At 38.2% G+C, this 21526-nt stretch carries 18 protein-coding genes and 2 pseudogenes; 14 read left to right on the plus strand and 6 right to left on the minus strand.

The window, feature by feature from the left end; all coding sequences use genetic code 11:
* Positions 1-189: 189 nt before the first annotated feature.
* The 12 genes and pseudogenes from PDT38_RS12815 (at position 190) to PDT38_RS12870 (ending at position 12535) form a co-directional block, all read left to right on the plus strand.
* On the plus strand, positions 190-2235 hold the full coding sequence (locus PDT38_RS12815) for a BglG family transcription antiterminator (RefSeq protein WP_270802110.1): 2046 nt from the start codon (positions 190-192) through the stop codon (positions 2233-2235).
* Complete coding sequence (locus PDT38_RS12820) at positions 2228-2683, plus strand: PTS sugar transporter subunit IIA (RefSeq protein WP_270802111.1); 456 nt, start codon at positions 2228-2230, stop codon at positions 2681-2683. The genes PDT38_RS12815 and PDT38_RS12820 overlap by 8 nt, the downstream gene beginning before the upstream one ends.
* A 58-nt stretch (positions 2684-2741) precedes the next feature.
* Positions 2742-3797, plus strand: coding sequence for a PTS fructose transporter subunit EIIC (locus PDT38_RS12825; protein WP_270802112.1), 1056 nt, complete (start codon positions 2742-2744; stop codon positions 3795-3797).
* A gap of 15 nt (positions 3798-3812) precedes the next feature.
* Complete coding sequence (locus tag PDT38_RS12830) at positions 3813-4121, plus strand: PTS fructose transporter subunit IIB (RefSeq protein ID WP_270802113.1); 309 nt, start codon at positions 3813-3815, stop codon at positions 4119-4121.
* A gap of 218 nt (positions 4122-4339) precedes the next feature.
* Complete coding sequence (locus PDT38_RS12835; RefSeq protein ID WP_270802114.1) at positions 4340-5155, plus strand: MerR family transcriptional regulator; 816 nt, start codon at positions 4340-4342, stop codon at positions 5153-5155.
* A gap of 23 nt (positions 5156-5178) precedes the next feature.
* The gene (locus tag PDT38_RS12840) at positions 5179-6201 is read left to right on the plus strand and encodes a serine hydrolase domain-containing protein (RefSeq protein WP_270802116.1); all 1023 of its coding nucleotides are present in this window, start codon (positions 5179-5181) and stop codon (positions 6199-6201) included.
* 641 nt (positions 6202-6842) lie between these two features.
* Positions 6843-7307, plus strand: a complete 465-nt coding sequence (locus PDT38_RS12845) for a DUF6884 domain-containing protein (protein WP_270802118.1) — start codon at positions 6843-6845, stop codon at positions 7305-7307.
* A 108-nt stretch (positions 7308-7415) separates the two neighbouring features.
* A pseudogene (locus PDT38_RS12850) lies at positions 7416-8761 on the plus strand (IS3 family transposase).
* 359 nt (positions 8762-9120) lie between these two features.
* Positions 9121-9270 (plus strand): hypothetical protein, encoded by a 150-nt coding sequence (locus PDT38_RS12855; RefSeq protein WP_270802120.1) that lies wholly within the window; start codon positions 9121-9123, stop codon positions 9268-9270.
* Positions 9271-9582: 312 nt separating this feature from the next.
* Positions 9583-9888: a hypothetical protein gene (locus PDT38_RS12860; RefSeq protein ID WP_270802122.1), complete on the plus strand. Its 306-nt coding sequence runs from the start codon at positions 9583-9585 to the stop codon at positions 9886-9888.
* 97 nt (positions 9889-9985) lie between these two features.
* Complete coding sequence (locus PDT38_RS12865) at positions 9986-11188, plus strand: macrolide family glycosyltransferase (protein WP_270802123.1); 1203 nt, start codon at positions 9986-9988, stop codon at positions 11186-11188.
* 141 nt (positions 11189-11329) lie between these two features.
* On the plus strand, positions 11330-12535 hold the full coding sequence (locus PDT38_RS12870; RefSeq protein ID WP_270802125.1) for an MFS transporter: 1206 nt from the start codon (positions 11330-11332) through the stop codon (positions 12533-12535).
* Between the two features lie 67 nt (positions 12536-12602).
* On the opposite strand, the pseudogene PDT38_RS12875 reads toward PDT38_RS12870, so the two are convergent.
* The 6 genes and pseudogenes from PDT38_RS12875 to PDT38_RS12900 form a co-directional block, all read right to left on the minus strand.
* Positions 12603-13085: pseudogene (locus PDT38_RS12875) on the minus strand (ASCH domain-containing protein).
* A gap of 169 nt (positions 13086-13254) precedes the next feature.
* Complete coding sequence (locus PDT38_RS12880) at positions 13255-13758, minus strand: carbonic anhydrase (protein WP_270802126.1); 504 nt, start codon at positions 13756-13758, stop codon at positions 13255-13257.
* The gene (locus PDT38_RS12885; protein ID WP_270802157.1) at positions 13755-16358 is read right to left on the minus strand and encodes a DUF2309 domain-containing protein; all 2604 of its coding nucleotides are present in this window, start codon (positions 16356-16358) and stop codon (positions 13755-13757) included. The genes PDT38_RS12880 and PDT38_RS12885 overlap by 4 nt, the downstream gene beginning before the upstream one ends.
* 7 nt (positions 16359-16365) lie before the next feature.
* Positions 16366-17931, minus strand: a complete 1566-nt coding sequence (locus PDT38_RS12890) for an NADH dehydrogenase subunit 5 (RefSeq protein WP_270802127.1) — start codon at positions 17929-17931, stop codon at positions 16366-16368.
* A gap of 166 nt (positions 17932-18097) precedes the next feature.
* The gene (locus PDT38_RS12895; protein ID WP_270802128.1) at positions 18098-18472 is read right to left on the minus strand and encodes a DUF2294 domain-containing protein; all 375 of its coding nucleotides are present in this window, start codon (positions 18470-18472) and stop codon (positions 18098-18100) included.
* A gap of 246 nt (positions 18473-18718) precedes the next feature.
* Complete coding sequence (locus PDT38_RS12900) at positions 18719-19270, minus strand: DJ-1 family glyoxalase III (protein WP_270802130.1); 552 nt, start codon at positions 19268-19270, stop codon at positions 18719-18721.
* Between the two features lie 208 nt (positions 19271-19478).
* On the opposite strand from PDT38_RS12900, the gene PDT38_RS12905 reads away from it, so the two are divergent.
* The gene (locus PDT38_RS12905) at positions 19479-20453 is read left to right on the plus strand and encodes a thiamine pyrophosphate-dependent dehydrogenase E1 component subunit alpha (RefSeq protein WP_270802132.1); all 975 of its coding nucleotides are present in this window, start codon (positions 19479-19481) and stop codon (positions 20451-20453) included.
* A 24-nt stretch (positions 20454-20477) separates the two neighbouring features.
* Complete coding sequence (locus PDT38_RS12910; protein ID WP_270802133.1) at positions 20478-21512, plus strand: alpha-ketoacid dehydrogenase subunit beta; 1035 nt, start codon at positions 20478-20480, stop codon at positions 21510-21512.
* Positions 21513-21526 lie beyond the last annotated feature (14 nt).

Consider the following 21526-nt stretch of genomic DNA (forward strand, 5'->3'; position numbering starts at 1 on the left):
AGAAAATACTAGTTTAAAGTGCTTATTTTTGACGACTATTTATCATTAGATCCTTAGAGACTCTTCCCTCCATTCTCCACCCCCATTACCTTTTGTAACTTTTTTTTCTTTTTTTAATACTTACTCGTCTTCATTGGTCAAGCTATAATCATAAATGTAAGCGCATAACATGAGGAGGTGATAAAAACGATGTTTAGTAGGCGAATGGTTAAAATAATTAACTATTTATCTAAGTGTAAAGAAACGAGTTATAAAGATATAGCAAATGCCCTAGACATAAAAGAAAGACATGTTAGATATGATATTTATCGAATTAATGACGAGTTCATTTCACACAATTATCCTCCCATAGAAAAAAGATCAAAAGGAATTCTCATTTTCCCAGATCAAATTGATTTGTCGGTTTTTTCAGGAGTTGATGATTACCTTTTTGTTCAAGAAGATAGAGTTTCTATCATTAGACTTACTTTGTTACTAAATAGTAGTTTGTTAAATCTGAACCAATTAGCGAATGAATTACAAGTTTCTCGCTCAACTATAAAAAACGATTTAAATGTAATAGAAGATGAGTTTGATTCTTATCATATTAAAATTACTTATTCACAAGGATTTAACCTGGAGGGTGAAATCGAAAACTTTCTATTGTTGCTTTATAGAGAGTTTAAAAGGTATTGCTGTTTATTCTTTGATGACACTGTTGTATACACATCATTTGAGTTGAAAATCAAAAATATTATTCGGCAATCTTTCAATCAAATCAATTTAGATCACATCATTCATATCGTAATAAGTGATTTATCAAGCAGAGAAAAAGTGTTATCAGATCATTCGTTTGAATGGTATCTATCAAATATATTGATCACAATCTGGTCGACTATTTATCAAAAAGAGAATGTGATTCATTTTAGTGATTTCAAACTAGTTGAAAGTTTAGATTGTAAGGAACTGATCAGTAAGTTAGAAAAAGAATGCCAAATACAATTTTCTAACAAGCAAAAGGAGTTTATCTCACGTTTACTTAATTACACTAGTTACCATGTCAATGAAAGTGAAGAAGATGTGATGCAGGCTGAAGCGATCACTTTTCAACTGATTGATGAGATGAGCGAAAAGATGGATCTTGATTTCAAATCAGATGAAATTCTCGTCAGAGGTTTAACAAATCATATTGCGCCTTTAATCAGAAGAATAGGAAATCATCTTGATATTCATGAAAATATTATGCCGATGCTATCGTCAAGTGATATTGAAATTTATGAAATCGTCAGTCAGGTGATTTCAAATGTTGACATTCTGAAAAAATTGAGAAATCAGTCAGAAATCACTTATTTAACGATACATTTTATCGCTAGCATTAGACGGATAAGAGAGGAAGCACCAAAACGAGTTCTGTTAGTATGTGGTTTTGGTTATGGGACAACAACAATGTTGAAAGAGTCCCTCATAAACGAATTCCAATTACAGGTTACTGAAGTATTGCCTTTATATCGGTTGTCAAATTATCAACAATGGGATCATGTCGATTTGGTGATCACAACAACTGAACTTGATAAAATGCCGATTAAAAAACCAATTGTAGTCGTTACGCCTATCCTTACAGATCAGGATATCAGGAACATTATTGAGGCAGGCATACCTAGAAAAAAAGTATTGACTCATTATTTTTCAATTAATAGAAACTTAGAGTTTTTAAATGATCAGAATCGTTTACAAGTGTTGCAAGTCATTAGAAATCAGTTTGGTTATCCTTTGACAAATAAAAAAAGTAGAATTGAAAATTTCTCAGACATGTTATCTGAGGAAAGAATCTCTATTATTGAAGGATGCGATTCATGGGTTCAAACGGTTAGGCTTTGTACGGATTTGTTAGCCGAATATGGTTATGTTGATGAAGAATACGGTGAAGAAATCATTGCAAGTATTAACAAGTTAGGCTACTACTCTATCTCAGATGATCATTTTGCTTTGTTACATGGAAAGCCAGGCGCATATGTAAAAAGAAGTGGGATGAGCCTCATTCTTAGTAAGAAACCGATAAGATTTGGAGAAAAACAGGTAAATATTATGATTTGTTTAGCTAGTAAAGATAACTCTGAACACATTCCCGCTTTAATTTCATTAGTACGAATGGTTAAAGAATATGACTTGATGACACATATTAAAACAGCAAAGTCTTCTCATGAAATAATGGAAATCATAAAACATAAAGAGAAAGAGAGTTTGAAAAATGGCTGAAATTCTTAGTAAACAATGCATCGTCCTAAATATTAATGGCAGTGACAAAAATGAGGTAATCAAGAAATTGGTTGATCAATTAAGTGAAGCAGGCAGTATTAAAGACAGAGCTGCATTTCTTAAAGATGTCTATGATAGAGAAATGATCCACCCGACTTATATTGGTTATCATATCGGAATGCCCCATGGAAGAACAGAAAATGTAATAAGAACAGCTATTTGTTATGGAAGATTGTCACAACCGATACACTGGGGCCATGATCATGACGAAAAAGTAAATACTGTCGTTTTAATTGCTGCTCCAAAAGAAGATAACGATGGACATTTAAAAATCATCTCTCAATTAGCTAGAAATTTAATGCATGAAGATTTTAGAAATACATTACTGGAATCAAATGAAGATGAAGTATATACAACGATAAATTCAGTTATTGCATTAGATGCATAATAGTTTCACTCTTTGTATGTCTCCAAGAAGAATATGACGAGTAAAAGGAGAGTAGAAGATGAAAAAACAATTAAGTCAAGTAAAAAAGCATCTGTTAACTGGAACATCTCATATGATTCCATTTATTGTTGCTGGAGGTATTTTATTCTCAATTTCTGTCATGTTAAATAGTACACCTTCCACACCAACAGATGGATGGTTAGCAGGTCTTGCACAAATTGGATTAGGTGGTTTGACACTTTTTATTCCGATTTTAGGTGGATATATAGCTTATTCAATTGCTGATAAACCTGGCTTGGCTCCGGGGGTAATTGGTGCATATCTCGCCAGTCAAGTAGGTGCTGGGTTTTTAGGTGGGATTTTGGCCGGTTTTTTGGCGGGGATTATTGTATTTCAATTAAAGAAAATAAAATTACCAATTGCATTGAAATCATTAGGTTCTATTTTTCTTTATCCATTAGTCGGAACATTTTTAACTGGGGCCATTATTGTCTGGGTAATAGGTTCTCCAATTGAATCTGTGATGAAAGGCTTAACCAATTGGTTAAATAATATGGGGGAAACAGGGAAATTACCTTTAGGTGCTATATTAGGTGGAATGACAGCTTTTGATATGGGAGGACCGATCAATAAAGTAGCTACTTTATTTGCACAAACTCAAGTAGACAAAGTTCCATGGCTTATGGGTGGTGTTGGGGTAGCGATCTGTGTTCCACCAATTGGTATGGGGATTGCTACATTCTTGAGTCCTAAAAAATATAATACTGAGGAAAAAGAAGCTGGTAAAGCAGCTATTCTTATGGGATGTGTAGGGATTACAGAAGGCGCTATTCCGTTTGCAGCAAATGATCCGTTGCGAGTCATTCCGTCAATTGTTTTAGGCGGTATTGTAGGCAATATTGTTCCTTTTTTAATGGGGGTCGTGAATCATGCTCCTTGGGGAGGAATTATTGTATTACCAGTTGTTGAAGGAAAGTTTGGCTATATTTTAGGCATCATTGCAGGAGCTTTAACAACAGCTCTAGTTGTCAATCTCCTTAAGAAGAAAAACCATGATGAAGTGATAAAAGATGATGATCATGAAGACTTTGAACTGGATCTAGTAAACATTTAGAAGGAGGAAATAGCAATGAAAATTGTTGGAGTTACAGCATGTCCATCAGGTGTGGCACACACTTATATGGCTGCAGAGGCTTTGAAACTAGCTGGAGAAAAATATGATGTTAAGGTTTTAATTGAAACACAAGGAGGCTCTGGTACAGAGAATCCATTAGATCCAAAAGATATTGCAGAGGCTGATTGTGTCATCATTAGTAATGATATCGATATTAAAGGTATCGAAAGGTTTAAAGGAAAGCCGTGTTTGAAAAAAGGTGTGTCAGTTTTAATCAAACAATCCGATCAAATTATAAAAGCATTGAAGGATAAATTTGAATAGGTTCATTTTTGGGAGCAAAGTAACGATCTTTACTGAGATTGTTACTTTGCTCCTATTTTATATGAAATCATGTTTATCAAATGCCGCTATCAGCTTTAGTCTCCACTTCTCATCCCCATTTTCTTTCAGTTTTTTTATTTATTGATTTTCGCTAGTTGACTTTACCCTTAGGGTAAAGTGTATAACAGAATTGAGCCCATACAAATGGAGGTGACATCTTGCTATCAATTGGAGAATTCTCAAAGATCTGTGGAGTATCTGCAAAAACACTTCGCTATTATGATGAAATTGGCTTAATCAAGCCTGATGAGGTGAACAAGGAGAACGGTTATCGGTATTATTCTATCAAGCAATTAAAAAAGTTGCTCTTGATCAACCGTTTAAAAACGTACAATTTTTCTCTGGAGGACATTAACATTTTTCTAGAGTGGGAAGAGGAACAATTAGAAGATAAGCTTTGTTTTGCTCTTCATCGTAAGAAAAGGGAAATGAAAGACAAGATAAATGCTCTTGAACATACCTTAAAACAAATCAGTAACGATCTTCTTCATTTAGAAAAGGGCATTCCGATTATGTCATATTTGGACAATATAGATATACAGCTTGTTGAAGCTCAACCAATGAATGTTTTATCTATACGTCAAATGATTGACTATACTGAAGGATATAGAACATATTTTAATAGGTTATATGAACTAATTGCGACTGAAAAGTTGACTTTGCTTGGTAAGCCGATGACGATTTATCACAGCCCTGAATATAACCCTGCCGGTAATGATACTGAGTTTGCCATCCCGATAGAGGAGGCTGTAAAAGGAACGAGAGTGTTGCCTAGAAGCCTTTGTGCAAAGTCTATTTTAAAGGGGGCATATTCAGAATTGACATCGGTATATGCTAGGTTGAGGGAATGGATCGAAAATGAACAATATGAATTGGTGAACTCACCATATGAAATTTATATAACCAATCCTCATCAAGCCACTGTTCCTGAAGATCTTGTAACCGAGGTGTATTTTCCTGTAAAGAAAAAATAGTAGAAAGCAAGAGGTAACGATATATGCAAAGAAACTATTGGCCAACAACTGAATGGCAAACCTTAGACCCACAAGCGTTAAAGATGGATTCTGACAAACTTTCAGAACTTGGACCGATGATAAGTTCTGAATATAGCAATATAAACGGGATTGTTATTGTGAAAAATGGATATATTGCTTATGAAAGCTATCATAATGGTTATGGTCCAGATCATACGTACCATGTAGCATCTGTAACTAAAAGTATTATGTCAGCACTGATTGGTATTGCTATTGATAAAAAATATATTGATGATGTAGATCAGAAAGTACTCGACTTTTTTCCTGAATATATTTCTGCTTTCCATGATCAGCAGAAACAAAACATTACCATCCGTCATCTTCTTACCATGACCGCTCCATATCCGTTTGAGGATTGGCATGAACCGCTAGAAAAGATGTGTACACAACCTGATTGGATTAAGTATATCCTTGATATGTTAGGGCAAAAAGGCAGGATTGGTACTTTTAAATATTCCACCGCAGGGGCACATCTGCTTTCTGCCATCATTACGCGTTGTACAGGGAAAAGTGCCCGTGAGTTTGCCAATCAGCATTTATTTAAACCGATCGGTATGAAAGAAATCCCTGATTATAAAATGAAATCTTTTGGATTTGATGATTTATTCGGAAAAAATGTGAAAGGGTGGGTTGAAGATCCAAACGGCTATTCCACTGGGGGCTGGGGGTTATCGTTAAGTCCCCGTGATATGGCACGTTTTGGTTTTCTATATCTAAACGATGGCTTTTGGGACAACAAGCAGATCATTCCTAAAAAATGGACCGTCGAATCAACAGCAATGAATTCTAATCAATACGGTTATTTATGGTGGTTACGCAAAGAGGACGGAGTTTTTGCTTACTTAGCAATGGGTGATGGCGGTCATGTCATTTGCTGTATTCCAGAAAAAGACCTCGTTATAGCAATAGCATCTGAATTTACTATGAATCCTCGTGATAGGTGGACATTAATTAAGGAACGAATCATTCCGGCTGTAATTGACTAACAAGAAATAGAAAACAAGCGGTTATATTCGTCAATAAACACTTGAGGATATGTGTGTGGGAGGAGTCACTTGGTCTGTTCCCCCTTATCATTTTATATTTGCCCTATTGACAGTACACTAGTTTTGTTACAAGGTAATCATATATCTAGGTGCAATTGGTTAACGAATACATTGACAGCTTAACAGGTCCAAAAAAAGAGTGAGTCGAACAGTTTGTAGGGTTTTTTAGAGAAATATTTCCTAATCTTGAGAATACCACTGATCAAAGATTTAATCCCTTTAGCATTTATGGGAAAAAGCTGTGCTAGGATCAAATACAGTCATCAATATGCTATAGAAAAATTAAAGGATGTTTGCAAGAAGATTGTTAATGATCATAACAGAAAGCGATCCTAGTCATTACTGATATGACAGGTTTAAAAAAGTGGTCATCAATACCTTCAAAACGCAACAGATGCTGTTGAGTAACGTATTTTGTTCAACATGCGGTGTGACGACAATGGTCAATTACAGTGTTCAAAATGATCGACTTGGCTTGGTTTTAAAAGGAAAATGTTCAACATGCGGCGGTAATGTAGCGAGATTCATTGAGAATGAATGAATTGATCGGGCGTATGAATGAGCAAATTTAAGGAGGTCCCATGAAAAAACTTTGCATCATCCCTTGTGGTGCCAAAAAAATTTGGGATGTTGACCCAATGCGAGGTGCTTCAGCTGCCATAGATGTTTATCTTAGTCCATTTCACCAAGCATGCCGGACATATGCACAAACTTTTTTTAACGATTGGGTGATTCTATCAGCAAAACACGGCTTTTTGAAGGAGCAAGATATTGTACCAGAAAATTACGATGTCACCTTTGGGATGCGCCATCCTGAGATCATGCCTTTGGATAAGCTAGAAGCACAAGCTAAACAGAAACAGTTACTGAAATATGATAAAATTGTGATGCTTGGTGGAAAAAAATACCGTCCTGTTATGAAAAGTGTGTTTGGTGATGAACAGATGGTCGTTTATCCGTTAGCAGGATATCGCGGAATCGGTTATATGCTACAGGCGCTTAACCGAGCTGTGGCTGAAGGACGAGAGATTGAAGAAGCTGTATGAAAAGAGCAAAATATTGATAATTAGCGTAGTTAAATGTGAAAAGGGCATCCAAAAATGAACTGCACCCCAAATTTTAGACACAGTCTAAAATTTGGAGGTGCTTTTCTTTTGGTTAAATATTCATCTGAATTTAAAATTCAAGCTGTAAAAGCATATTTAAATGGAATAGAAGGAGGAAATATAATGGCAGAAAGGCTCGGCCTTAGTCGTGGTCTATTCTGGAATTGGGTTAATCAATACAAGAATCATGGTGAGGAAGCTTTTAATAATGGGTACACAAATCACTCTTTAGAGTATAAACTAGACGTACTTCATTATATGCAAGATAATGGGACGTCAATAAATGAGACTGCTGCTATTTTCAATATACCTTCTCCCTCTACGATACTCCAATGGAGCCGTTCCTTTGAAGCAGAAGGGGTTGACGCCCTAAAACCAAAGAAAAAGGGGCGTCCATCTATGAAAAAAGAACCTAAAAAGAATCAACCATCAGAAGGATCAGAAGAAGCGTTACGAGCTGAAATTGAGCGTTTACGCATGGAGAATTCTTATTTAAAAAAGTTGAAGGCCTTAATTCAAGAAAAGGAAAAATTACAGAACAAGACAAAGCGCAAGTAATATATGAATTAAGGCATGAATTTAAAGTCATCGATCTAGTGAAGGTGGCTGGTATTGCACGCAGTACCTATTATTACTGGATAAAACAACTAAATCGTCCAGATAAGTATGCGGAAGAAAAAGAATTGATTAAGCAAATTTTTGAGGAACATCAAGGACGATATGGATATCGTCGCATCACAATGGAATTACATAATCGAGGAGTAAAGATAAATCATAAAACAGTTCAGCGCTTGATGAAGAATATGGGGTTAAAAAGTTTGGTGCGTATGAAAAAGTATCGCTCCTATCGAGGGCAAGTAGGCAAAGTTGCGCCTAATATTTTAGAACGTGACTTTACTGCTTCTAAACCAAATGAGAAATGGGTAACGGATGTGACCGAGTTTCATTTACTTGGAGAGAAACTATATTTATCCCCAATTCTTGATTTATATAACGAGAAATTATAGCCTACAACATAGAAAAGCGTCCTGTTTATCCACTTGTTTCTAAAATGTTGGACAAAGCTTTTAAGCGCTTAAACGAAGGGGACACCCTCCTCCTCCATTCTGATCAAGGCTGGCACTATCAGATGAAGCAGTATCAATTTGCATTAAAAGAACATGGAATTATTCAAAGTATGTCCCGTAAGGGGAACTGCTTGGATAACGCAGTCATGGAGAATTTCTTTGGCTTATTAAAGTCTGAATTACTTTATTTAAAAGAATTTGAAAGTATGGAGCATTTTAAACAAGAATTAAAGAATTATTATTTATTACTATAATCACAAGCGAATCAAGGCAAAATTAAAAGGCATGAGCCCGGTTCAGTACCGTACTCATGCCCAAGCAGCCTAATAAAAAAATGTGTCTAACTTTATGGGGTCACTTCAAAATCGACTTTTGGACAGGCTCTTTTTTTTTGAGAAATTTAGTGTAACAAATCCATAGTTTGTGGTCCTAATAGGTGAATAAAAAATCTTAGCATACTCATCCAATGTCAAATCGGGTGAGGGAGGACATGATGAAACTTGAGGAAGTTTATAAAGATATACAGCCTGATATCTATACATTTTTTTACGTGAAAACCTTGAATTTTATCAGGCGACCAAAAGCTTTAACACGTTTTCAGGCAAAGCGACAGTGAAAATATGGCTGTTTTCAATGGCTAAAACATTCTGAAAAAGCATTATTGGTCTAAACGATATAAAACAAATTTGTTGACGCTTATTCTGGAAATAAATGCAGAAGGCTTGTCACCTGAAGGACAGCTTTTAAAGATTGAAGAACAAAAGCAGCTACTTAGTGAAATGAATGGCCTTGAGCTTTCAAAAGAAATTGTAACACTTCGCATTTATGGCGAATGATCATTCAATGAAATTGGTGTTCTCATTGGCAAGACAGACTCGTATCACACTATATAAACAGATGGAGGGATATTATGGATGATAAAATTCGCTAAATTATTGAAGATTTGCTTCCTTTATATCATGAAGGGCTATTAAGTGAAGAGACTTCTCAATGGATTGAGGAACAGGCCGAAAAACATGAAGAATACCGAAAACTAGTGGAGATGTCAAATACCCCTCTTCTTTTTAAAAAATCAATCACAAACTTTCGGTTTATCAAATTATTTTTGTAGCGATTTCCTTTTTTCTTGCAATGAAAACGTTACTTCTATGATAGCTTTGGTTTTATTTTATGGTGATGTAAAATGGAGCAAGCAGCTCAAGACAGATAAACCGATGGGCATTGATATTGTCCTTGATGCTACAAAACGTGATGAAAAAGCTGTCTATCATGCGGCAAAAACCATTCAACGCTTGTTACATGATGAAGGATATGATTATGAACAGGTTATGATCAATGTCAATATATTTGAAGGAGAAGACATCAAAGATAAACATACTGGTTATGTAAAATATCATTTAAGTTTTGATAAAGAAACCGATTTACAGGTCGATGACGTTGAAAGGATAGAGTAAGTCTATAGAAGCACACATAACCCCTTCAATAGCCTCTTGTATGGATGTTTATCCCAATTTATGATTGTTAATAACATCCAATATAGGAGGCGTTTGCGTGAAAAATGTGTTAATTGTAAATTTTCCTGCAGAAGGACATGTCAATCCTACACTAGGGATCACTAAAGCTTTTGCTGATAGGGGGGACCATGTTCATTACATTTCAACAGAAAAGTATCAAGAGCGATTAGAAGGTGTCGGTGCAACTGTTCACTTGCATGAGGATTTATTGAGACATGCTGCAATTGATGTAGCTTCTCTATCAGGTCTTCTTTCATTTCTGAAAATTCATTTGCAAACATCTTTACAAATTTTAGAGATAGTAGAAGAGTTGTCAAAATCGATTCAGTTTGATGTCGTTTATTATGATAAGTTTGGTGTGGGAGAGTTAGTTAGGGATTATTTGGGGATTACAGGGATCACATCATCATCTTCATTTCTATTTACGGAGGACCATTTAAAGAAACTACCGCTACATCCGAATTCAGAAGTGCCACTGCAATTGGATCATGAATGTAAAGATTTATTGAAAGAGATGAAAGAACAGTATGGTGTCACGCCGCGTGATATGTCTCAGTTTATGAACAATCAAGCAGAGCGATGTGTTGTCTATACGAGTCGATATTTTCAGCCTGACAGTAACCAGTTTGGTGATAAATATTTGTTTATAGGACCAAGTTTTCCAAACCGATTGGAGAAACACGATTTTCCGCTTGAAAAATTAAAAAATCAAAATGTCATTTATATTTCAATGGGGACGGTATTAAGCAAAACAGAAGAATTTTTCAATTTATGCATTGATGCCTTTTCAGACTTTGTAGGTATCGTTGTGATCGCTGTGGGAGAAAAAGTGGATATGACAACGCTAAAGAAGATCCCCGATCATTTCATAATGTCGTCATATGTTCCACAGTTAGAGGTGTTGGAAGAAGCGAATGTGTTTGTGACTCATGGAGGAATGAACAGTGTGAATGAAAGCATTCATTACCGTGTTCCAATGGTGGTGCTTCCACATGATAAGGATCAGCCAATGGTTGCCCAAAGACTGGAAGAATTGAAGGCGGGATATTCGATTTCTCAAGACAACATTAATGAACATACATTAAGGCAGGCTGTCAGGGAAGTGCTGAGTGATAAGCGATATGTTGAAGGGATTGAAAAAATTGCTAACAGCTTTCAAAACTGTACCAGCATGAGAGAGGCGTTAACTGAGATTGATCGACTGATAACTAGGAATCAGAATGTGAAAGTAAATCGTTAACTGCGGTTTACTTATTTTTTTGCATAAAAAAACGAAATGAAATCAGGATAAGAGCCAAGAGATTGAATTTTCTTCGTGACAAAAGTGTAAAGACAAGTGTAAACTAATAGTCATGTAAAACTGTAAAGAGGTGTTTTGAGTATGAAACAAAATCATCTGGTTTCAGAGCGGAAATTGCTTGGTATTGCCGGTCTGGGCTGGTTATTCGATGCAATGGACATCGGAATATTATCATTTATTATAACGGCTTTACATGTTGAATGGAATTTGACATCGCAACAAATGGGCTGGATTGGCAGTGTCAACTCGATCGGCATGGCTGTTGGGGCTTTTTTGTTTGGACTTTTGGCTGATCGTGTCGGTCGAAAATATGTCTTTATCATCACACTGTTATTTTTCTCAGTTGGTAGCGGTTTGTCAGCTTTGACATCATCATTAACGGTATTTTTAATTTTACGCTTTTTTGTTGGAATGGGGTTGGGGGGAGAGCTTCCCGTTGCTTCAACACTTGTTTCCGAAACAGTCGAGCCAGAGCGGCGCGGAAGAGTTGTGGTATTGCTTGAAAGTTTCTGGGCATTCGGCTGGTTAGTTGCAGCACTTATCTCATATTTTATTATTCCAACCTACGGTTGGCAGGTTGCGTTGTTAATTACGGCTCTTCCGGCGTTTTATGCACTCTATTTACGGATGGCTTTACCGGATTCACCAAAATATGAAGAAATGATGAAACAAACAAAGCCATCTATGTTGGAAAACGTGAAAAGCGTCTGGTCTAAGGCGTACACTCGTCCTACAGCAATGCTATGGATTGTGTGGTTTTGTGTGGTTTTTTCCTATTACGGCATGTTTTTATGGCTTCCGCAAGTCATGGTCATGAAAGGATTCAGTATGATTAAAAGTTTTGAATATGTTTTGATTATGACACTTGCTCAGCTTCCTGGCTATTTCTCGGCTGCTTGGCTGATTGAAAAGGCCGGTCGGAAAATGGTTTTGACCCTTTATTTATTAGGGACTGCCATCAGTGCCTACTTTTTTGGAACAGCTGAGTCACTTGCGCTCTTGTTAACAGCAGGCATGTTTTTATCATTTTTCAATCTTGGCGCTTGGGGAGCACTCTATGCTTATACACCTGAGCAATATCCGACAACAATTAGAGGAACAGGTGCTGGAATGGCTGCCGCATTTGGGAGAATCGGCGGGATTTTAGGTCCACTGCTTGTCGGATACCTAGTCAGTCAAAAAGTAACTTTGTCGATTATTTTCCTCATTTTTTGCTTGGCGATTTTAGTTGCTGTTGCCGCTGTTTTCTTCTTGGGAACGGAAACGAAACAAAAAGAACTTGCATAAAGGTCTGTGGAGTGTTTAAGGGCTGTTCAATAAGTCGATTTTTGACTATGGAACGCCCTTTTCACGTTTAATCATTGCTCTTTTCGGACAAGCCCGACTTATTTTTTACATCGATTAATGTAAAACGTTCACATACGAGCATCATATCTTCAGAAAATTCCTCTCCATAATCTTTTAACACTTTTGTAAAGAATTCTTCATGCGCTTTTTTCCAGTATTAGTAATCACCTTCACCTTCACCTTCTGCAACAGCAAAATCCTCTGGAACCTCATTCATTGGCAACAGTTTGACTTCTGTTGTTTTGATCATCGCTAAAGGCTCGTCCTTACTGTTTAAGATCACACTATAATCTTCAATGGAAGGGAGTGGTTCATTTTCAATTTCATAGGAAAAGAGTCCTGAACAAGTAGCTGTTTTTACACCATCTATGACTAATTGAGCCAGATGGTCTGGATTATCGCCAAATTGCCACGCACTGACTGAAGTTGGTTTTGGCTCTCCTTGAGCCTTCCAAAACTCGTCCCAATACAATTGTGCAGCTTCGTTCATATTTATCTCTCCTCTAAAGAATAATGGAAATATATCTAAAAATATACTACGGAATGCATTTTATGTCACTCTTAGCTTTTTTGAAAATGACATTCAGATTGTAGAGAAAGCGATCAAAAAATAAAACTGTCGAGATGTTATCTCGACAGTGATGGGTAGTCTCAGTTTGTTAAGTGACATCGATTTCTGTCAATATCGCATGATCAGTATCAAGTAAAAATCCGCAAACTTTTACATGGGAAGGGATTAAAGGGTGGCGGCGAATAAGGCTGACACTTTTTTGAATGCCTTCAGTGCTAGTTTTGCTCCCTGCTAACCATTCATTTATATTTCGGGATGGAAATTCAGGATTACAACTTTGAAAAAGGTAATTTAGTGTATTCATTCTCTCATTCAGTATCAGGTCTTTAGAGCGCAAATTGTAAACAACTGCTTCATTTATCACCTGTTCATTGTTTGAGCGGACAATCAAAATTTCATCAACTTTTTCCTGATAGACTAGCGTGATAATATCTCGCATTAACTCACCATATGGTTGTGAAATATCAGAGTGAACACTTTTCAAAACAAGTATGTTTTCCGGCTGAATACCAGCTGTTTCGCATATTGATTGTTCGAGTTTTCTCTCCATTCCGATGATACATAACACTTTTTTATTTTTAATAGACTTCATTGATTTTCACACCTCATTTTTACTTTATTGGTTCTGTTGGCCAATCGCCAGTCTTCCCATCTCCCTTGTGGATCAATCAATGCTAGGTGAAGCCAGCCATTTTTGACTTTTTGGCGGAAGTGAGGAGCTTGATTAAGCAATCGCTCGACATGTTCCCGAGGTGCCTGTATGATGACTAAGAGTCGAAGTGGAGCATGATACATTTCTTGGTCAGACGACATAACAGACTGCCATGGGAGGCCTGCTAATAAGTCACTTGCATTTCCTTGCATGACACCAAGACCTGAAGTTACCGTTTGGGTCGCCTTATTCCCGCTTCCATAGTAATGCGGGGCGACAGTTGATGCATAGTATTGTAGATTAATCCATTGAGCTACTGTTCCTGGGCCGGATATAATACTGCCAAGTACGTTCCCATCTTGATCTTGCTTCCAGTCATAACTATGCAAAAAAGCTCTTCCTTCCAAGTTTAGTTCCTTTGTCAGCTGACGGTTGCCGATAATAAATGAAGCATTCCGCGCCAGTCCCCATTCAGGTCTTACTTCACTCCAATCTTCCGCAAATCGTCGGACTTCAGATTGTAAATCTTTAAATCCAAGGTGAGGTAGTTTCATCAATCGCTCCTTGCTTGCAGCCTGGCTAACATTTGGCAATACGGAATTGATGTGGTCAAACGCTTGTTGAGCGGTATTCGAAAGCTCAGGTACATGTAGCCAGTTCAATTGATCAAGTGTTGTGATATGTTCTGCAGCTGTAAAAATCGTGTCTTCCGGAATTACTATACCTTCAGATTCAAGTGCTTTTCGAACATTTGGGAGGTTGCATAATTCTGCAAGAACTTGTGCATTGAAGCCACTTGATGCCCCTCCACAAGCTCCGCAATCTAATGAAGAGGCGTATGGATTATTTGTGTTGTGGCTTCCATGCCCACAAATGACAATGAGTGGAGCAAACTGTGTAATCCCCATCATTTTTAAAGCCTGACGAACATAGTTTACTTTTTCTTTTTCTGTGAAACCAACTGGTATATCTGTTTCAGAATGATGGTTAAAATCAAGCGACAATTTAACAGAAGGTTTACGCAACCATGCTTTTCTGAGTCGACCGAAGATGGAAGCAGCTTTACAAGGGGCAAAACTGCGTGCAATCATTTGCAGGCCGAGCCAAGGACCGCTTATTTCTGGAAGTACTAAACTGGCAAGCGGGTTTTGTTTCATCTTTTTAAAGGTCGAGTTGAGTGAATAGACAGTATTGCGATTTTGTTGATACACCTTGAACTCAGATTTAGCTGCTGTTTCTTTCACTTTTTGTTTTGGTTTTAGTATAACTGGCAAGGAGCAGTGACTATGCTCGTTACCGAGTTCACTCGTTTCAATCTCCAGTCCGAAAAATCCAGCCATTCCATATGTCTCAAATGGACCTGCCTTTTCTAATTCACGGCGAAATGGCTCAGAACGGACATCAATACAAAATACAAATTGAGCATGCATCGTTTCTTCAACTGTTGAGTGTGAACTTTTCTTTGTTATCAGCTCTCTTAAATGGGCGGCATGTGTTTGCTCCCATGCTTCAAGCCAAAGTTTTCTTCGGGTAATATCATCAAAACGTTCAGCGAGTGTTAAGCGTGCTTTTTGTTCACGGATGGAAAGCTGTGACCATGTTCTGACATCCAAATCGCCCCAATAAAGCCAAGCTGCGATCAACGGAACGATCTGAGTACTTTTGTCGGCTCTTGGCATAGGGAAGGGAAGATGAGGTTTGACAAACATCCACTCCATGGAAAGCCGAACGGCAAGAAATTCTAATAAAAGTGATTGCTCTTCAAGTGATTGTTGCGAGCGCCAGAGCATCATACCAGCCCAACCGGGCAATGAAAGGAAATGAGCTTCAAGATAATTCTGGATCTCTGAATAAGGAATACGGAGCTCTATTAGTGCTTTTTTCAAAGCGTCATCAGCCTTTTTCGGCCAATCTTTCAACAGTTGGCGCTCTGTATGACGAAGGGCAGGATCATGTTGAATAAGCTGACGCCATGCATAATAAAATCCTTTTTCACGCTTGGGAAGCCGCCAAGTTGCCTCTGTTTCATCAAGGTACAGCTTGCACCATTTAATGAAATGATGATCGAGAAGATGGGCTGTCTTTTCGTTGCTATGCTGTTCTAACAATTGACTTAACGGCTGAATCGGTTGGGGTTTTTGATTATAAACCTTGAGATTGTTTAGCTTCTTAGCAAACTTCTTCACTTTAGATGATGACAAAAGTTGAGTAGGTATATCATCTAGGGTCAGTGCATTTCTGCAAAATGCTTCGGCGATTTCCCACTGAATATCAATAGATTGTGAATGAAGCCATTGTAAAAGCTTCTTTTCTAAAATGGTTTGATCAATTTCTCCTTTATTCTTGGCTGTGGAAAGCATAGCTTTGTTAGGAAGTATATCTACACCACGTAAATTGTTGAGCCAGTGTGCCACTTCTTCAAACGATTGCCCTTCAAGGCCCATCCAGGGATTCCGTGCAGCAAATGTTGAAATAGGCCAAAGGGGAGCAATCACTCTGCTGGCCGCCTGAACAAGTTGATCAATTTTAAGGTTTTTCATTGGTTGTTCATTTAAAATCAATTTTTGAGAAACAGATGCTGTCTTCATCATTGACAACCTCCCCGTGATACAAATTTTCAAGATAGCATGGTTGGCCCTCGACCGAATTTGGATGAGGTTCACTCAATTTGACCAGCCACAGATAGGTTGTGACAAACAAAGGAAACGAGTGGTAGCGAATGATCAAACTGACAATGAAGCTACCTATTAATAAAATGCTGCCGGTTATAGCCGCCACCACGAATGCCGGTTGTTGTAATTCTTGATATATCGACTCCTTCAGTAGCCCATAAAAAATAAAATGAATCCCGCTGAATAGAACGAACGCTCCTGTAAGAAATAAAAAACCGACAATTCGTCCATGACCAATTGTGATTAGTTGTGTCCAAGCAAAAAATAGTGCCCATCCTAAAACAAGGGCGCTGACCAATTGGTAGCCTTCTCCTGATGAAGTGATCCAGGTTATCATTGCGACAGAGATTCCTAACCCAGCTCCTGTCATATTCCATAATAGGGTTGGTTTTTTAATGTTCTGAGTTGCAAGTCCAGGCTGTCCGACTGCTGAACCAGCTTGTAAGAAAAGAGTTGCTTTGAACAGTCCATGGAGAACAAGGTGAATAACAGCTGCTATATAGGCCCCTAACGCACATTGAATGAGCATAAATCCCATTTGTGCAATTGTTGAGGCAGCAAGCTTACGCTTATAATCTGTCTGAACGATCATCATACCTGTACCAAGTAACACTGAAATGATCGCTGGAAATAGCAAAAAGATTTGTGCTGAATCACCACTAAACAGTGGAGAAAAACGAGTTAACATGATTCCACCAACATTTACTAAGCCAGCATGCATAGCGGCAGAAACCGGTGTAGGAACAACTGCCGAGTCTAACAGCCAACGGTGAAAGGGCCATTGTGCTCCTGGAATCATCACTGCCAAGACAAGCAACATGCTGATAGCTGTTCGATCCCATACGTTCAGCTGAGAAAGACTGTTATCGCTCATGGCTTGTGATAACTGCCAGTCTCCTGTATGCAGTGACAACCAAACAACAGCAGTTGCCAAAGCCAGCCAACTAAGAATAAACAGTCGGCCTACATATAAAGCGGCATTTTTAGCGGCTTGCCATCTGCTGTTGAGGCAGATGAGGTTTGTGAGTCCAAAAAGGGTAATACCCCAACACGCCAACAGCCAGCGAAGGTCATCATTTAACCAAACCACTGAAGATGCACCTGTCGTTAGTGTCAGGAGGAAAAAGAATTTTCGATATGATCGATCACCGAGCAAATAGCGGACAGAAAAGCGCTGCACAATGACACTAATCATTAAGACAAAGAATGCCATTAACCATGCCAACGGGTCTAAGCGCCAATGGCCAAAAGTATGATGTGCATTGGCACTTAACAGAGCTGGTAATACAACCAGTGGGGGTATTATCATGATTCCAGTATGAATACGAACAAATTGTAAAGGGACCCGTGAATTTATAAATAAAAACGAACTGAACAGGCAAATAGCTAGTGAAACAAAAAATGCTTTAAGCCAGAATAAAGAGTCAAGCAAAAGGAACATTCGGTATCCCTCCGCAAAAATCTTTTAAAAGAAAATGTTGCTTCATGTTTGTTTTTCCTTTCTAAAATAAAAAAACCGGTATATCCAAGCTGCACAATGTTGTCTAGCTTGGAATAATACCGGCTTATCTTCAACTCATTTTCACGTTTTGAAGATCTTCCATTTTTTAAGATAATTTTTTTTGTAAATCATTTGCTAACTTAAAGATCATGATTCGTTCTCCGGTGCGTGTACTAATATCGGTATGAAAGGTCACGGTTTCTTCTCCTGTTAAATCTTTGAGAAGACTGGTAAGGCTCTCACGTCCCGACTCAACAAGACCAGTACGGTTCCTTTTGATTGACAATAAACCTTCTAAAGTGTGACAAAGGTTATATTCGGCAGGTGTAAGAATTCCGTTTAAGGAGACGATGACCATATTTCTAATAATATCTGTTTTCACCGATACAGAACCTCGTCCTAAATAGTCTTTTTCCCATTGTGTTAATGTTTTACTAATTTCAGCCTCTAGGGAACCTTTCGTCCATTTTTGAATTTCCAAGATATGTCCTCCTAAAAAAAGACGGTATATTTCTTTTCTCCAAATAAAAGTGAAGAAAATGAAATACACCGTCTTATCATAATTTTAACTTCATGCATATTAAAATTCTTTTTCACACAGTCATAACCAAAATTATAACTGCCTGCTAAAGCTTTTTAAGCATGAAACTACGATTAATGATTTTACGGGTTTCGATTTACTTTTTTAATATCATATCTATTATAGTTTACTATGTCAATATTTGATTTAATCAACAAGCATCCCTTTGGCAACTTCTGCGGCTTTCTCTTTGCCACTTAATAATTCAGCAAGTTTAAGAGCAAACGGAATCGTTGTTGCCGGACCTCGAGAGGTGATGATTTTTCCGTCTGTCACGACATGTTGATCTGTTACAATATTTGCTCCGGTTAACTCTTTTTCAACGCCTGGATAGCAAGTTGCGTTTTTTCCGCTCACAAGACCTGTTTTTCCAAGTGTCATTGTTGCTGCACAAATTGCAGCAATATATTTATCGGCTGCTGCTGCCTCTTTCAATGTCTGGTGTAAGGCATGATGTTCAAACATTTTTTTGCTTGCCACAGCGCCGCCCGGGAGAATGAGCATGTCTGTGTCTTGGAAATCAGTATCATCATACATTTGGTCTGCTTCAATGACAATGTCATGTCCACCTTTAATACGGAGATCTGGATCAAGTGATACCGTAACTGTTTCCACTTCAGCTCTTCGCAAGATGTCGATCGTGGTAATCGCTTCAATTTCTTCAAAACCATCGATTAAAAAAACAATCGCTTTTCTCATGGATATCGTCCTCCTTTTATCATCCATTGTAAAGGTCAAAAAGAATCTCTGGCAACTTTTTCGAGACAAAATGAGACACCAGTCTCATTTTGTCTCTATTTTTAGTAAACAGTTTATGTAGTATCGCCTTTTACATCTGCTACCTGAAGATTGGCACACTTTTTGCATGATAAATGATGAGATCCAAAACAAGAGGAGGTTTACAAATATGCAACACGGATTGACAAAGGAAAAAGCTGTCTGGATGTATAGGAAGATGCTGGAGATTCGTGAATTTGAAGACCGGGTTCATCAGCTATTTGCCCAAGGGATTTTGCCTGGATTTGTTCATCTTTATGCTGGTGAGGAAGCAGTTGCCGTCGGTGTTTGTGCTCATTTGAATGATCAAGACAGTATAACAAGTACACATCGTGGCCACGGTCACTGTATAGCAAAAGGCTGTGATCTAAAGGGAATGATGGCGGAAATTTATGGCAAGGCAACAGGGCTTTGTAAAGGTAAAGGTGGATCAATGCATATCGCTGATTTTGATAAAGGGATGCTTGGTGCGAATGGAATTGTCGGCGGTGGCTTTCCGCTAGCTTGTGGGGCTGCTTTAACAGCAAAATATAAAAAGACAAAAAATGTAAGCGTTTGCTTTTTCGGTGATGGTGCAAATAATCAAGGTACGTTTCATGAAGGAATCAATCTCGCGGCTATTTGGAAACTGCCTGTCATTTTTGTGGCTGAAAATAATGGCTATGGTGAAGCGACAACGTTTTCCTATGCATCAAGCTGTAAGTCAATTGCTGATCGTGCTACAAGTTATCAAATTCCTGGCATCCAGGTTGATGGCAAAGATGTGATGGCTGTCTATGAGGCGGCACAACAGGCAATTGCCCGAGCAAAAAATGGGGAAGGACCGACATTAATTGAATGTATGACATATCGGAATTATGGTCACTTTGAAGGAGATGCACAGCGCTACAAACCAAATGAAGAAAGGATCGAGCATCAAGAAGAGAAAGATGCGATTGTTGCTTTCAGAACGGATCTGTTGAACAAACAAGTCCTGACTGAAACAGAGTTGACAGAGATTGAAACAGCAGTGACTGCAGCGATAGATGAGGCGGTTGAGTTTAGTGAAAAAAGTCGATATCCAGATCAAGCAGAGTTATTAACAGATGTTTATGTATCTTATTAATCCATTCAAAAGGGGGAAGAAAAAATGACAAGACAGTTAAGTATGTCTGGCGCACTGAATGAAGCGCTTAAACTGGCGATGAAAAAAGACGATCACGTCATTTTGATGGGGGAAGACGTTGCTGGCGGTGCGGATGTCGATCATCTCCATGATGATGAAGCATGGGGGGGTGTACTCGGAGTGACGAAAGGGCTTGTTCAGGAATTCGGGCGCGAACGTGTCCTTGATACACCAATCAGTGAAGCGGGATATATTGGTGCAGCAATAGCTGCAGCATCAACTGGGCTAAGGCCCGTAGCGGAATTGATGTTTAATGATTTTATTGGTTGTTGTTTAGATCAAGTGTTAAATCAGGGAGCAAAATTCCGCTACATGTTTGGGGGAAAAGCGGAAGTTCCGATTACAATTCGGACGACACACGGTGCGGGATTTAGAGCGGCAGCCCAACATTCACAAAGTTTATATGCCCTTTTTACAAGTATTCCTGGATTAAAAGTGATTGTGCCGTCATCACCTTATGATGCCAAGGGGTTATTACTAGCAGCGATTGAGGATCAGGATCCAGTCATCTTTTTTGAAGATAAAACATTATACAACATGACCGGTGATGTTCCAGAAGATGATTATACAATACCAATTGGCAAAGCCGATTTAAAACGAGCAGGATCTGATGTAACGATTTTTGCCGTTGGAAAACAAGTCCAGACAGCTTTGCAAGCAGCAGAACAACTATCTAAACAGGGAATCGAAGCGGAAGTAATTGATCCGCGGAGCTTGTCACCTCTTGATGAAGAGGCCATTTTAGCTTCAGTAGAGAAGACGAACCGTCTAGTGATTGTTGATGAGGCTAATCCGAGATGTGGAATCGCAGCAGATATTGCTGGATTAGTTGCTGATAAAGGTTTTGATACACTTGATGCACCAATTAAAAGGGTGACAGCCCCACATACACCTGTCCCTTTTTCACCTCAACTGGAAGACATCTATTTGCCAACTCCGGAAAAAGTGATTAACACTGTTTTGGAGTTACTGGGAAAAACATCACCTCAAGGGGTTTAAAAAAGAAAGGAGAG

It is taken from the genome of Bacillus changyiensis, assembly GCF_027706145.1.
In the GTDB taxonomy this organism is placed as follows: Bacteria; Bacillota; Bacilli; order Bacillales; family Bacillaceae; genus Bacillus; species Bacillus changyiensis.